Source organism: Bacteroidetes Order II. bacterium (assembly GCA_016788705.1).
Classification (GTDB): domain Bacteria; phylum Bacteroidota; class Rhodothermia; order Rhodothermales; family UBA2364; genus UBA2364.
Genome location: JAEUSQ010000030.1, coordinates 47,942 through 61,409 on the forward strand (window position 1 = coordinate 47,942; position 13,468 = coordinate 61,409).

A 13,468-nucleotide genomic window follows, 5' to 3' on the forward strand; every position below is an offset into this window, starting at 1 on the left:
AAACAGGGTGGAGCCACTATAATATACAAAAAAGCCGCAGGATTGATTCTGGCGGCTTTTGGGTGGATGCCTATCTATCTGGAGAATGGCTTAAAAACGGCCTCTCATTCCCCTAAAACCGCGGCCACGGTTTTGCATAAATCCTGAACGCTCCTGCCGCATTCCTGCTTTCCGCATACGTTGGTTTGGTGCGGCATCGCGGTTCATCTTTTTTCCCGCAACCATTGCACGATGAATTTTGACCGTTTCGAGTTGTTGCGGCGTTAGAATGCGTGCATGGGCGGCTTCGGCTTCTTCCATAATTTGTTGCATTGCTGTACGGTTGGCAGGACGATTGCCGGACTTGGCATTCTCCCGCAGTGCCTGCATTTTATTTTGGGTTTCGGCCCTAAGCGCTGCCAATTGTTCTTGCTGGCGGGCTGTAAGATTGAGGGCTTCGGCCATTGCCCGCTGATGCGCTTCCCGCATTTGGTTACCTGGCATTTCGGCATGGTATTTTTGCATCAAGGCTTGTTTTTGTTCTTGGGTTAATACATTACCGACCGGCCCTAGCGGGGTGATACCCGCACCACGACCTGCTTGACGCGCCCCCATCAAAGGGCCTCCAGAGCCGATCGCGTCTTTATGGTGTCCTTTGACGCGTTCCATGCGTTCAAAAAGTTGGACTTTCTGCTCTTTGGTAAGGGTGGACTGTAAATCGGCGGCTAAACGCCACGAGAGGGCTGCACGATCTGGTCGCATTTCCTGACGAGGATTTTGTGCGGTGACAAAATTGGGTAAAAGGGTAAGTACAAAAGCAAAGACGCTGAGGGTGTACGTAAAGATTTTGGTTTTCATAACAGTATTATTTAAAGTGGAATATCTTGTATTGCTACACCCAATTTAACGAGGCCGAAACCCGCAAGTTGTCACAGAGCTGTTTCACTTTTACGCCAATGCTGTAAGAGAAATGGTGTCAGATTTATGGCAATTTCCATAAAGAATATCGAACACCATGGGCTTGGTTCCGATCATCCGGTTTCCGCAAGAGAAGCCGGATTTTGTCCTCCCGCGAGCAAATACAGACAGGCCATTCGGGTAGCGACCCCATTTGTTACCTGATCCAATATAACGGCCCGCTCATGATCCACTACTTCGCTGGCCAATTCCACTCCCCGATTTACAGGCCCCGGATGCATGATCCGCAAGTCGGGATACCGATCCAAGTGTTCCCGCTTAATACCAAACTGGTTATGGTATTCACGCAAACTGGGGTAAAGGCTCGTGTCTTGTCGCTCCAACTGGATGCGGAGCGCCATAGCAACGTCACACCCTTCGAGAGCTTCCTCCAGACGGTGCGTAACACGGCAACCAAATTGTGAAACGCCAAATGGCATCATGGTTTTGGGACCACAGAGCGTAACATTAACCCCCATTTTCGTCAGGCCATACAGGTTGGAGCGTGCCACACGGCTGTGCATGATGTCGCCAATGATGGATACATTTAAGCCTTCCAAACGGGGCGAAATGTCAGAAATTGTAAGGAGGTCTAACAAGGCCTGTGTGGGATGTTCATGTGCACCGTCACCAGCATTAAGTACCACGGCATCTATACACTGCGTCAAAAAATACGCCGCTCCAGGAGACCTATGACGGATAACCGCAATATCCACCTTCATGGCCTCTATGTTCCGTGCTGTGTCTTTGAGGGTTTCCCCTTTTGAAACCGACGAGCCTGAGGAGGCAAAATTCACGGTATCCGCAGAGAGTCGTTTCTCTGCCAACTCAAACGAGATGCGGGTGCGGGTGGAAGGTTCAAAAAAAAGATTTACCACCGTTAGGCCGCGCAGAGACGGGACACGGGGAATCTGGCGCCGGAGCACCTCCCGAAACGCTCGTGCCGTAGAAAGAATCAGGGCAATTTCTTCCGGACTGTATGTGGCCAAGCCCAATAGGTGCCGATGGTGGAGCGTGGTAAGCGGTTGTGTCATCAATGCTTGTGTACTCGTTGGCCAAAATCAGGATTGTTTCCGCTTTTGCGTTTGTGTGTGGGGACATCAACCAACCAAACCCCCTCTTCTTTGTCATATTCTTGTAGTTTCACCCGCACTTCTTCTCCGAGGGTTGTTGGAACAAAACGCCCCACAATATCTGCCTGAAGGGGTAACTCGCGCAATCCCCGATCTACCAGTACCAAAAGCCGAATGGTTGACGGGCGGCCCAGGTCGAGCAGGGCGTCTAACGCCGCACGCACTGTACGTCCGGTGAACAGTACATCGTCCACCAATACAATATGCGCATCATTAACATCAAATAAAATCTCGGTACGCCGTACCAGTGGTTGGTGGAGGCGTTTCCGCACGTCGTCGCGGTAGAGGGTGGGGTCAAGAATACCCAAATTAACCGAAGTGTTTTCTGCCTCCCGAATTTTACGGTGCAATCGTCGGGCCAAATATACCCCACGGGTCTGCATCCCCACCAATGCCAGATTAGATGCGGAGAGTGTGCTAGGCTCAAATACTTCAGTCACTTCACGAGCCATCCGCGACAACGTCCGGTCTAAGTCCGCAGCATCCATTAGTTGAGCCTTAATATGGTCTTCGGTTTGCATCATAACCAGAAAGGTACAACATGTGGATCGCACCGAGGCAAAAAAACTTGGTTAAGATCGTTGTATCGCAACAAAAAGTTCTACTTTGCGGTATGTTCGTTTTTACTTCGCCAAATATCGCGTTATCACCCCATGGGTTTTCGATCTCTAAGCCTCCGTACACAACAAATCATACTTGGCCTTTCAGCGGGTATATTGTTTGCCTGTACGGTTGTGTATCATATTCATCTTGAAGTCTGGGGTGGATGGAATGTACGGTGGCGCGAAGTATTGGCCGAATTGGCCGTTGCTGCCACGTTTGGATTGGTATATCAACTGCTGGCAGATCATTTTCAGCAACGCAAACTGGGTCCCATTCGTGCGCTTTGGTCTCTGTCGTTGGTGATGCTGGGTATTGTATTTCTGAGCGGTCTTTTTGGGCTACACTACGAAAAGGGCATGTGGTTTTTTACCCACAAAATTCCAGACCGAACCATTCCAGGCGTTTTGGTGATTTGTGGTATGGCGTTTCTACAGGGTGCAGGCGGGGCCTTCTTATTGGTACAATTACGCGAATTGGTATTGTTTAAGCGCACCGCTGTTACCGTCCGAAACTGGTATATGTTGCTCTGGAGTTTGGTTGGTACCTTTGGTGCCGTGGTTTTAGAGAAGATGATTCCTATCCCTTATGTGGTGGAGTTTGCCATCGTATTTGCAGGTGCAACCATTATTATCAATGTCTTCCGCCTTTCGTGGGTTGCCTATCTGCCGTTTCGACAAAAAATAATTGGGCTTGCCGTAAGTTTGGTTATGTTACTGGTTCTTTTTGCCGCCTTTAGCGAGGCCGTACCCATGCGCAAATGGAACTTTATTATCTGGGAAGCGGATCCCTTTGTAGCACAATATAGTTTTGCACTCAACTTAACGCTTACCTTGACCTTGGTTCTGGGGATTTTGTACAGTGTTACCACATTGCTTTCTCTTATTTTCCATCTTCCCACTTCAGGCGATTTTCAACGCAAGACCGACGACTTGGCCGCAATGCGTGCCCTTACGCAAATGGTCGGCCAAGTTTTTGATGCCCAGCATCTGCCCAAACTCGTTTTAGAGTCCGTCCGACAGTTTGTGGGAGAAGAACAAATAGCATGGCTCGCCCTCTCGGATGCCCGAACAGGTACGCTTCGTCCAAAAGTGGCTGCGATGACGGGTATTGCTGAATCACAGTTGACACGGTGGATAGACTTAGATGCGTTTTATGCAGAACTTCAAACCCGCCGTGAACCGCTGATTCTCAACCACGCCGTGCGCGACCATCGCATTCATACACCCGGTTACGAGATTGGTAGTTTGGCCATGATGCCCCTTATTACCCGAAACGAAGTAATCGGCGCATTATTTGTTGGCAAAACCTTGGCCGATGGATTCGACGAGGACGATGCAAAGAGTTTAGGCGCTTTTGCCGATCAGGTGGCGCTCGCTATAGACAATGCACGCCTATTCGAAGAACGCATCGAGAAAGAACGGCTGGGGCGTGAGTTGGCGATTGCACGCGAAGTCCAAAAACGCTTGCTCCCCGACAAACTCCCGGAAATCCCGGGCGCCTCCTTGTTTGCCTCGTATGAGTTTGCACATGAAGTGGGAGGCGACTATTTTGATTTTGTACAGGCAGATGCAAACCGTTATAGCTTTATTATCGGCGATGTCTCTGGTAAAGGGACCTCGGCTGCCTTTTATATGGCCGCACTCAAAGGAACGTATCATGCCCTCGCCCGATCCGATGCAGACCCGCGAACGCTCTTGTTGAAAGCCAATGAAGCACTCTCGGTACAAAAAGAAAAAAATATTTTTATTACGGCCATTGCAGGGTTATTGGATGCAGATACGGAAACCTTAACCATGCTTAGGGCAGGACATTCACCAGCCATTCACATAGATCTTCACGGCCAAGTGAGGCAACTACGGGAAGGTGGATTGGGGCTGGGACTGACCAATTCGAAGGTTCTCGCAAAAACATTTATTCCCATTACCCTCCCGCTAAGACCCGGTGATGTCTTTGTTTTATATACCGATGGCGTTATTGAAAGCCGTAACGCAATGGGAGAGCCTTATGGCTATGAACGATTAACAGAAGCCCTCAAGAAGTGTCGGCAAGAAGATGCTGCGGGGATCCATGCCGCCCTCCTGGCAGATTTAAACCAGTTTACAGGAGACCTCCGGTACTTTGATGACCTCACCTTGATTGTACTGAAATGGCATGGGCAATCTGTGCGGACACATATGTAACCTTCTTGAAAAATGTCCGTATATCCGAAACCTCCATTTACCCTTCATCCTCATGAGTAGTTTTTCGGTTACGTTTAGAACCACGCCCGCCGCCCAAATCTTGGATTTGAATGGCGAATTAGACGCACACACGGCACAAGACTTAGAAGTGGCCATCCAGACCAGTTTAAGCAATGGCAAGTTTGCTTTGGTGATCAATGGCGCAAACCTGCGTTATATCTCCAGTGCTGGTCTTGGTGTATTTATGGCCTTTGTCGAAGAAGTACGAGAAAGCGGTGGCGACATCAAAATTGTGGCCCTACAACCACAGGTATATGACACCTTCGATCTGTTAGGCTTCCCACATTTATTTGATGTATTGCCAACCTTGGAAGAAGCTGAAGCTAAATTTATGGCCGGAGAATTGCGCCATTAACCAATGTCATTTTTAAAGTTCGCTGTCTTTAGCGACACTCTTATGATACAACAAACGATGCAATATAGCCTCCGAGTGCCGAGCGATAAACGCTACTTGGCAGACGTGCGTCGTTTTATCGAAGCCCACGCAAACATAGCTGGTTTTCCCGAATTTGCGATCGAACACATCAAATTGGCCGTAGATGAAGCTTGTACCAATATCATTGACCACGCCTATCAACGAAAAAACACCGAAGCCATCGAAGTAGTGGTCGTAGTGGATGTACTGGCCTTCCGGATCAGTCTGCGCCACCGTGGCATTCCGTTTCAGCGGGAACAGTACCACCATCCACAAGACCTCCGTGCCTCGATCAATGCGCGAAAAGGGGGAGGTTGGGGCGTTTTCCTGATGAACAAGCTTATGGATGAAGTAGATTATCGGATTTTTGACGGTTACAATGAAGTTTACTTGGTAAAGAAACGATTCTTGAACGGTAAATCTTGAACGCTCCTAAACGTTTTTCAATTTATTTTAAAGCAAGCACTTTCATTCGTACTGCATTATTTCGTATCCTTCGCCGTTCTTTTTTGTTTTTGGCAAAACTTTATCTTGCTACCAACGCCTTACCCACGGCTACTACACGCTATATTGTTGTTATTTTTAACTTTGCTCTGCATATGCCGAGTACTTTTCCCTATCCAAAATGGTGGGAAATAGCCAAAAAAAACCTCATCAAAGAACCTTATTAACCGTTTGACTTTTTTCTTTTTAACCATTATAGACGCATTATCGTGTTTATTAAGGAGTGATTAAATCATATGAACAACCCAAGATCAGGCAACAAAGTCGGAATTTATGTGGACAGTAGCAACTTGTATTACAATGGTGGCTTTAAAATGCAGTATGACGTCCTTCGGGATTACGCCTGCCGGGATGGTTCGGAGCCTGTCCGCATGAACGCTTATGTGTCTTTTGATCGTGAACGTTCTTTAGAGGATCTGATGTACCGGAACAAGGCGTTGTCTTTCCATGATGCGCTTCGGGCACTTGGATACAAGGTGGTGATTAAAGATGTCATTCGGTACAAAGACGATGAAGGAAATACCTATACAAAGGCCAATGCCGATATAGACATGGTGGTGGACATGATGTTACAGTCCGATTATTTAGACCGTGTTTTATTGGCCACTGGAGATGGTGATTTTGTCCGACTGGTGGAGGCACTACAGAACAAGGGCGTTCGGGTAGAGGTATTGGCCTTCGAAAACATTTCCAATCAACTTCGTACAGAGGCCGACTACTTCACGTCCGGATATATCATTCCCAACTTGCTTCCGATGGCCAATATTCTGGAACGCGATAACTGGGGGGCATCTGGAACACGGGTTCGGGGCTGGTGTAGCCGCTATAATCCCGACAAAGGCATTGGCTCGATGACCTTTCTCAAGCAGATTCCCCACTCGCTCTATTTAAATGATGTTCGCAATCCGGACTTTTTCGAGAGTGCCTTTTTCCATTTTTCAGAATTATACAATACCTCCGTGCAATATCAATTGCCGAGTAGTCGCCATATTTTTGAGTTTACGGTGGTAGAAAACGAACGTGGCTTGAAAGCGGAAGAAATAAAACTGCTCACGTGGTAGTGATAAGCAGTCTCCGTTAGAACGAACAAAGACTGTAGGGCGTTTCGATCTTTTCGTTGCGCCCCTTATATTTACTGGCCCTTTACCGGTACATGCTTTGCTTCGAAAAAGGTATTCGCTTCGACTTTGGGGCATACTTTTAATTCTAAAAAAATGACCTCACTTAAACGTCGTTTGTCTGGCAGGCTTCGGTATGCACAGCGTAGGCTTCAGGATTTTGCTTCCGGAATAACACTAAGCAAAAAATGTGTCCCTCCTCGGTGGCCCGTCCGTCATGTCCTCCAGCAGCAAATCCGTCGAACCGAAAGTTTTGAGGCAAAGCACCACAATATTTATAAAGGCGCTGCTTGTATAAATGGCTTGGTTGTTGCGCCAGGCGAGGTCTTCTCTTTTTGGCATTTAGTGGGACGTCCTTCGCAACAACGGGGGTTTTTGCCCTCCCGTTCATTGGTGGAAGGTCGGCCAGTTCTCGATGACGGCGGCGGACTGTGCCAATTGGCTGGCATTCTGTACCACTTGGCGTTATGTTGCGATATTGAGATAGAGGAACGTCATGCCCACTCGCAAGACCTTTATACCGAGGCAGAACGGTTTACTCCGTTGGGGGCGGATGCAGCGGTCGCTTTCGGACACAAAGACCTACGGTTACGAAATCCATATGCAGAACCATTGCAATTTCTGATTGAGGTAGGCAAAGAGCAATTAACCGCTTCGTTTTGTTATGCTTCGGATTGGGCACCCGTGGTTGTTTCGTTTATGCGCCTGCCCGATGAGAACCAGCGTCGTATTGTCCAAACCTACATCCAGAAGGACAAAGAGGCCGCTCCTCAACAGGCAGCGACCTCGGTATATCGGTTCAACCAATGTTATTCACCCGAAACCAATACTTTATAACTTCGAGCGCCCAGATAAAACGAAATGTTTGGCTGCTCGGGGGTTACGGTATATTGTTCTGCTTCATTGAGTGGGTTAATAAACTTCATGGCCTGTTGAATATCTCCAACAAGGTTGCCATTCATCGGAATAGATCCGGCTCCTTTGTTAATAAAAATCAGTGCCATTTTATTGGAATTGGGCATTGCACGCCGATAGATCACGACATCCGAGCCGTCGCGGGCAAAGACTACTTCCATGGGGGCCTCCACAAAAAGATCTGCATAACGGGTGCGCATGGCAATTAATTTCTTATAAAAAGCCAATAAACCCGTATCAGGCGTCAACACGTCGTCCGAGCGAGTCATGTCCTTAAATGGGACGGATTTTTCGTTCTGGAAGGCGATATCGTCCCACAGCATCGGTTTACGGTTGTCCGGATCATCCGCACCCCACATGCCCACCTCGTCCCCATAAAAAATTTGAGGAGCGCCCGTGTATGTAAACTGCTGTACCAATAACATCTTTTGTCGCTCCACAGATACCGGATCTGGTTTCCCCACTTTAAAGCCTTTATTCTCCCGTGGATTAACCCCTACTTTATACCGTCCTTTGTTAAATAACGATGATTGTAAACGCTCGGTATCGTGGGTTCCGGTTACGTTCATCATGCCTTTTTGAAAGGGTTCGGCAATGCCTTTTTTCAGGGCCTCCAACTCACGCGCATATTGTGCACCGCTCATGGCGGGGGTAATGTAACCGATAAACTCGCGGGTGCTCTTATACCAACGATAGTTCATCACGCCATCGAACACATCGCCCTGCAAATATGGCGCAGGGTCCGTCATGACATCCGGATATTTTTCCCACCAGATTTCGCCAATCAGCACCGCTTCCGGATTAAGGCCACGCACAAACCTGCGATACTCCCGCCAGAAGCCCAATGGCACTTGTTCGGCCACATCCAAACGGAAACCATCTACGCCATCCGAAGGGTCGCCATCACCGTTAGGATCCATCCAGCGGCTGGTGACGGCAAAAATATGCTGCTTCACTTCCGGATGTAGGTTGCCTTCATAGGCACGGCCCTGAATGCGGTTTTTGACATCCACTTTTTTAAGTTCAGGCAACTCTTTCACATTCGCCCAGCCTCTATAAACAAACTCATTGGTATCGGGCGTTTCCACATCATCAAATTGGTCTATGTAGTACCAATCTGCAAATTTGGATTTTTTGCCGTTTTTCATGACATCTTGAAAAGCCCAGAATTGTTTCCCTGTATGGTTCCAAGAATAATCCACCACCACCCGAATCCCATGTTTATGTGCCGTCTCGATGAGTTTAAGAAAGAGTTTGTCTGCCGATGTCCATTCCCATGTACTGGGGTCTTCTGGTTTTTCACGCTTCATCATGGCCATATCTCCGTCAGGATCTGTACCGAAGTTCCGGTCCATATGATGATAATTTCGGGCATCATACTTATGGAGCGAGGGTGAATCATTTACGGGATTGAGGTATATGGCATTAATGCCCAAGTCTTTGAGGTAATCCATTTTGTCTATAATGCCCTGAAAGTCGCCGCCATAACGCCTGGCTTGCACCGTAAAGTAAAAATCTTTGCCCGAGGTAAGCGCCCAATCTTCTTGCGCAAACCAGTCTTGCCCCCAAAAAGTAGGCTTCCATCCAGGAAACTTGGTATGTGGCCATGCGCCTTCCATATCAGCCATGCGAGGATCGTTGTTGGGATCACCATTGCGGAAACGTTCTGGAAAAATCTGGTACCAAATTGCTTTTTGGGCCCATTCAGGCACTTTTTTAAGAACATCTTCGGAAATTTCGGGAACCGAATAAACAGTGTTCTTGTCCACTTGGGGCCTTTTGCGGCATCCGGGTACTACCAACACCACCAACAACAGGAGTAAAAGGCGATTTAGCATGGGCGTTTCGGTTATTCTCGTTTGGAACATTCAATGAAAGGTTGTGAATGCTTAAGTTAATGGATTTATGACGGGTTTGGCAAAAAAATCCGACATATCCTTGGAAATGTGCTTCCCGATACTTTTTGGATGAATCAGCGCTGGTCAGAGGCACTACTTTGGGAGTGGGTCTTGTATTTGATCGTCACCGCTAATCATGTAAAACAAGAACTTCAACGATTGATGTTTCAAAGGAAGGTATTCTTTGCATAAATGCAGCCGACTGTTTGCTCTGGCTTAGTTTCGTGGCTTGCTGGGTGTCGCTTGCGGCTTGGGAGGGCGAAGTTGTAATAACCGTTGTGTAGCCAAATTTTTGTAGATTACATTCCCGCCTTCGGCACGCAAAAAACGGTCAAAGTATTGAATTGCTTTGTTCTTTACTTGTTTATCGTCGTGCCATACCCCTAAAAAGAACAAGGCATTGGCGTTATTAGGATCTATATTGTGGGCAAGCTCATAAGTTTCTCTTGCTTTTTGTGACAGGCTTCGGCCGTCGTAGTTTTTCCCTAACTGGTTTAGAACATCTGGAAGCAAGCCTTTGGCCAGTTCCGTATAAAGCTTGTCCCACCAAGTAAATGCCTCATCATACCGTTTAAGTTGTTGAAAAGCACTTCCCAGATAAAACGCCGCAACTTGATCTAAACCGCCAGCCTCGTTTTCTGTGAGCACTTTATGCAACAACGGAATGGCCTTTTCATATTGCCCCAGTCGGTAATGTGCAATGCCTTTTGCCCTTAGGAGCGAGTATGAAGTGTCTTTACGGGCATATGCTTCTTCATACTCGGCCAAAGCATTTTGGTACTGGTCTTGCAAGGCATAAAGATCTCCACGGCGCTTGAGCAGTGCCGTTTGGTGTGGCATTGCCCGAAGACCATCGTCCATCACGCGCATGGCCGAAAGATAGGCTTTCCTTGCCGTATAAAGCTGGAACAACTCCAAATAGGGCCGTACCTGGGTTGCCCGTATGCGTCTGACACGTTCATATCCGATAATGGCCGCATCTGCTTGGCCCAGTCCTTTGTAACAGTCGGCCAATTGGAGCATTAAATAGGCATTTGAGGAATCTCGTGCAATTAGTTTGTGGTAATAGCGGGCGGCGGCTTCAAACTCCCGAAGACCTGCATGAAGGCGGGCCTTTTCAATTATCACGGCTTGGTGCGTAGAATCCATTTGAAGGGCCTGTGCATACACGTGCAAGGCTTCCTCGCGACGCCCCAAAGCAATAAATGATCTACCCAAACTCAGGTAAGTACGGATGGCTGGTTGCTGGCGAATTGCTTCCTGAAAGGTGGCAACTGCTTGGTCCAATTGAAGTGCGGAATGATACCCCACCCCCAGCCAATGAAGTACTTCGGGCGACTTTTGCCCAGAATCTGCCGCGCCCTTCAATAATTGAATAGCTGCTACATACTGCCCGTCTCCGATCAAAGTCCGCGCTTCCGTCACCACAGAAGTGGATTGTGCGTCCACCCTCCAAGAACACAGCCCCAACAGAGCCAGAAAAATGAAAAGGTTCTTCATGTTGTTGTGCATGGTTATACCCCAAGCCCGGCTTCCCAGACCGGATGAAGCCGGCTATCAATGTTACTTTTCGCTTGTTCCCAATGATCTGAAGTTAAATGTTGTAAAAAGCCAGATGTTTTTTCCATATGGAGTTTGTCCCAATCCCTAAATCCATGCATAAACGCATATCCCAACAATGTCGCCGCTTGAGTGGGCGCGGTAGAGGCTTTGTAACAAGCTGCGCCAAAATAGATATCGGCATAGTCTTGTTCCTTTTCAAAAGGGCTGTCTATGTCTCGAAAAGACTTGATTAGGTTATTCGCATCTCCGGTTAAGAAGCGCATTAGGTTGCTTTCGCAGCGGTCCAATTCGTTATAGTCATCTGAAAACAGTTGGATTTTGCGGCTTACCAAGTTGTCAAATGCTCCTTCAGCGGGAATCAAAATGGCCCGTCCGGCTAACGGCTGTTTGCGGTCATTGGCGGATACAAAAGTTCCAAAGATTCGTTTAATATCCGAGCGTGGTGTATTGGTGGCATAGAACAGAAAGTATCCCGAATACGGTTGGTCTTGCTCGTCTGTACGGGTGTGAAACCGAATGGAGAGCAGCATATCGTTTAGTTTTACGGCACGCCCTCTATAAAGCGCCGTGGGCGGCGTAGCCAAACGCATCATCGCAATGCCATTGGGCTGAATACAGACGGGGCGTTCAAAGATCGTTTTACGATCGCTTGCCAGCGTATAACACAAATAACAACCTGCCACGTTCTTGATTCCTGCAACCGGATGGGTTTTTTCGATTAATTCTAATTGTTCAAACAGGGCCACAGATTCCATAAAATCATCCCTGTTGCCGGAAAAAAAGGGAATCAACTCTTTTTTATCCCGTATCTCATCAAAGAAATCAGGATTCTGAAGCGATATTTCTTTAGGCTCATAAGCCATAAAATCATCTTCAATTCCATCATATTCCTCTTTAACCCGGTACAAACGAATTCTCCCTGCCATCGGATCCTCGCTACGCTTGCCCTTCCCAGCATAAACCCCGGTAATTACCCCTTTAGGCCAAGGCGATCTCACTTCAAAGCGATCTCGGAGGACAAAAAAGTATTTGTAATATTTATGCTTCTCAAAATCAGGATCTTTAAGTTCGAATGCTCCCAACAAAATCCGGCTGCGAGGTACCAATTCTAATGTACCCTTATAAAAACGGTTTATAGCGGTTAATTTAGAACGTATTTGTACTTTACCTTCCTTATTCAGCAGTACAACCAACACAGACATGGTGCGCGTTTGAGGCAATACGATGTATGCTTCGTATAAACCTGCTAATTCTGCAAAGGGGTTCAGGAGGCTTCCTATATTGCTTTTTGCTGGTACAACCGGAGGCAAACGATTGATGTGTGATGCCGCAAACGCCGCAAAATCTGTGAAATCGAGGTATTGTGCAAGACCATCGTATAAGATTTTGTTGTCGAGCGTCACTATAAAATGACCTGTTGCATTTTTCTGCCCTTCTAAGACCCGTTTATACAGCCATTCTTTGCTGAACCTGACCCCCGTCTTTTGACGAACCGCCACTTGGAGCGTCGGCAATTCCGCTGCAAACGTTCCACGACCATAAAGCTGGCTTTTACTTATCTTCGTATCACCAAATTTTGATTGATAAAACTCCGATGTTTCAAACGCACGCACTACCTGATCATGCAATTCTTTAAACAATGATTCTGGATATTTATCATCGGGTGTCATAGCTATAACTCCTTTTGGTCATGAAACGAATGTGTAAAATATGCCAAAAATTACATAGATATTAAATTTTTTGTACGTGACTGTGGCTTATGAAACCTCTATAAACCAAAATCGTCTATTCACTGTTATTTCAATGTAATATTATCCTGTGTGTGTCATGTGCGCACAAATAGTTTTTAAAGTGCAGATTGTGCGTCATATGGTGTACACATTTTCCAAGTCTTGACACTGGGAACGTTCCCATATTAGCTTCTCGCTAAGTCAAAGATGACTTCGTTTTACCAACAAACCAAAAACCAACATGTTCCACACCGCAACCCCGTCTGCAACTGCCGAACCCTGCAACCGCCACGCCCACCAAAACGTGAACGCGCCTAATTCTTTATATGACGATTCTGCACTGGCTGCGTTAGTGACTGTAACCGAACTGTATTGCCACAATCATGATCCGTCACCTCCTAAACTATAACCGC

General features: G+C 47.2%; 13 protein-coding genes. 7 read left to right on the forward strand and 6 right to left on the reverse strand.

Features of this window, described 5'->3' with window-relative positions:
- Window positions 1-90: 90 nt before the first annotated feature.
- From JNN12_07950 to pyrR, 3 genes are all read right to left on the reverse strand, one after another.
- A complete protein-coding gene (locus JNN12_07950) occupies window positions 91-837 on the reverse strand; it encodes a hypothetical protein (GenBank protein ID MBL7978261.1) in 747 nt (248 codons plus the stop codon).
- Window positions 838-1,010: 173 nt separating this feature from the next.
- The gene (locus JNN12_07955; protein MBL7978262.1) at window positions 1,011-1,970 is read right to left on the reverse strand and encodes an aspartate carbamoyltransferase catalytic subunit; all 960 of its coding nucleotides are present in this window, start codon (window positions 1,968-1,970) and stop codon (window positions 1,011-1,013) included.
- Window positions 1,970-2,590 (reverse strand): bifunctional pyr operon transcriptional regulator/uracil phosphoribosyltransferase PyrR, encoded by a 621-nt coding sequence (gene pyrR / locus JNN12_07960; protein MBL7978263.1) that lies wholly within the window; start codon window positions 2,588-2,590, stop codon window positions 1,970-1,972. Before pyrR ends, JNN12_07955 begins: the two co-directional genes overlap by 1 nt.
- A gap of 132 nt (window positions 2,591-2,722) precedes the next feature.
- On the opposite strand from pyrR, the gene JNN12_07965 reads away from it, so the two are divergent.
- The 6 genes from JNN12_07965 to JNN12_07990 all read left to right on the forward strand — a co-directional run bounded on the left by JNN12_07965 (window position 2,723) and on the right by JNN12_07990 (window position 7,786).
- On the forward strand, window positions 2,723-4,852 hold the full coding sequence (locus tag JNN12_07965; GenBank protein MBL7978264.1) for a SpoIIE family protein phosphatase: 2,130 nt from the start codon (window positions 2,723-2,725) through the stop codon (window positions 4,850-4,852).
- Window positions 4,853-4,904: 52 nt separating this feature from the next.
- Window positions 4,905-5,267: an STAS domain-containing protein gene (locus JNN12_07970; protein ID MBL7978265.1), complete on the forward strand. Its 363-nt coding sequence runs from the start codon at window positions 4,905-4,907 to the stop codon at window positions 5,265-5,267.
- A 57-nt stretch (window positions 5,268-5,324) separates the two neighbouring features.
- Complete coding sequence (locus JNN12_07975; protein MBL7978266.1) at window positions 5,325-5,753, forward strand: ATP-binding protein; 429 nt, start codon at window positions 5,325-5,327, stop codon at window positions 5,751-5,753.
- On the forward strand, window positions 5,750-5,998 hold the full coding sequence (locus JNN12_07980) for a hypothetical protein (GenBank protein ID MBL7978267.1): 249 nt from the start codon (window positions 5,750-5,752) through the stop codon (window positions 5,996-5,998). The genes JNN12_07975 and JNN12_07980 overlap by 4 nt, the downstream gene beginning before the upstream one ends.
- 69 nt (window positions 5,999-6,067) lie before the next feature.
- The gene (locus JNN12_07985) at window positions 6,068-6,892 is read left to right on the forward strand and encodes an NYN domain-containing protein (protein MBL7978268.1); all 825 of its coding nucleotides are present in this window, start codon (window positions 6,068-6,070) and stop codon (window positions 6,890-6,892) included.
- Window positions 6,893-7,045: 153 nt separating this feature from the next.
- The gene (locus JNN12_07990; protein ID MBL7978269.1) at window positions 7,046-7,786 is read left to right on the forward strand and encodes a VanW family protein; all 741 of its coding nucleotides are present in this window, start codon (window positions 7,046-7,048) and stop codon (window positions 7,784-7,786) included.
- On the opposite strand, the gene JNN12_07995 is transcribed toward JNN12_07990, so the two are convergent.
- From JNN12_07995 to JNN12_08005, 3 genes are all read right to left on the reverse strand, one after another.
- Window positions 7,759-9,732: a glycoside hydrolase family 13 protein gene (locus JNN12_07995; protein MBL7978270.1), complete on the reverse strand. Its 1,974-nt coding sequence runs from the start codon at window positions 9,730-9,732 to the stop codon at window positions 7,759-7,761. The two genes, JNN12_07990 and JNN12_07995, sit on opposite strands and share 28 nt — an antisense overlap.
- Before the next feature lie 246 nt (window positions 9,733-9,978).
- The gene (locus JNN12_08000) at window positions 9,979-11,262 is read right to left on the reverse strand and encodes a tetratricopeptide repeat protein (protein ID MBL7978271.1); all 1,284 of its coding nucleotides are present in this window, start codon (window positions 11,260-11,262) and stop codon (window positions 9,979-9,981) included.
- 14 nt (window positions 11,263-11,276) lie between these two features.
- On the reverse strand, window positions 11,277-12,995 hold the full coding sequence (locus JNN12_08005) for a hypothetical protein (GenBank protein ID MBL7978272.1): 1,719 nt from the start codon (window positions 12,993-12,995) through the stop codon (window positions 11,277-11,279).
- A gap of 301 nt (window positions 12,996-13,296) precedes the next feature.
- Here JNN12_08005 and JNN12_08010 point away from each other — a divergent pair, with 301 nt between their 5' ends.
- Window positions 13,297-13,464: a hypothetical protein gene (locus JNN12_08010; protein ID MBL7978273.1), complete on the forward strand. Its 168-nt coding sequence runs from the start codon at window positions 13,297-13,299 to the stop codon at window positions 13,462-13,464.
- The last annotated feature ends 4 nt before the right edge of the window (window positions 13,465-13,468 follow it).

Excerpts from the sequence above, each read along its gene's own strand:
- JNN12_07950 (MBL7978261.1), bottom strand. The coding sequence starts at position 837 with ATGAAAACCAAAATCTTTACGTACACCCTCAGCGTCTTTGCTTTTGTA.
- JNN12_07955 (MBL7978262.1), bottom strand. The coding sequence starts at position 1,970 with ATGACACAACCGCTTACCACGCTCCACCATCGGCACCTATTGGGCTTG.
- pyrR (MBL7978263.1), bottom strand. The coding sequence starts at position 2,590 with ATGCAAACCGAAGACCATATTAAGGCTCAACTAATGGATGCTGCGGAC.
- JNN12_07965 (MBL7978264.1), top strand. The coding sequence starts at position 2,723 with ATGGGTTTTCGATCTCTAAGCCTCCGTACACAACAAATCATACTTGGC.
- JNN12_07970 (MBL7978265.1), top strand. The coding sequence starts at position 4,905 with ATGAGTAGTTTTTCGGTTACGTTTAGAACCACGCCCGCCGCCCAAATC.
- JNN12_07975 (MBL7978266.1), top strand. The coding sequence starts at position 5,325 with ATGCAATATAGCCTCCGAGTGCCGAGCGATAAACGCTACTTGGCAGAC.
- JNN12_07985 (MBL7978268.1), top strand. The coding sequence starts at position 6,068 with ATGAACAACCCAAGATCAGGCAACAAAGTCGGAATTTATGTGGACAGT.
- JNN12_07990 (MBL7978269.1), top strand. The coding sequence starts at position 7,046 with ATGACCTCACTTAAACGTCGTTTGTCTGGCAGGCTTCGGTATGCACAG.
- JNN12_07995 (MBL7978270.1), bottom strand. The coding sequence starts at position 9,732 with ATGTTCCAAACGAGAATAACCGAAACGCCCATGCTAAATCGCCTTTTA.
- JNN12_08000 (MBL7978271.1), bottom strand. The coding sequence starts at position 11,262 with ATGAAGAACCTTTTCATTTTTCTGGCTCTGTTGGGGCTGTGTTCTTGG.
- JNN12_08005 (MBL7978272.1), bottom strand. The coding sequence starts at position 12,995 with ATGACACCCGATGATAAATATCCAGAATCATTGTTTAAAGAATTGCAT.
- JNN12_08010 (MBL7978273.1), top strand. The coding sequence starts at position 13,297 with ATGTTCCACACCGCAACCCCGTCTGCAACTGCCGAACCCTGCAACCGC.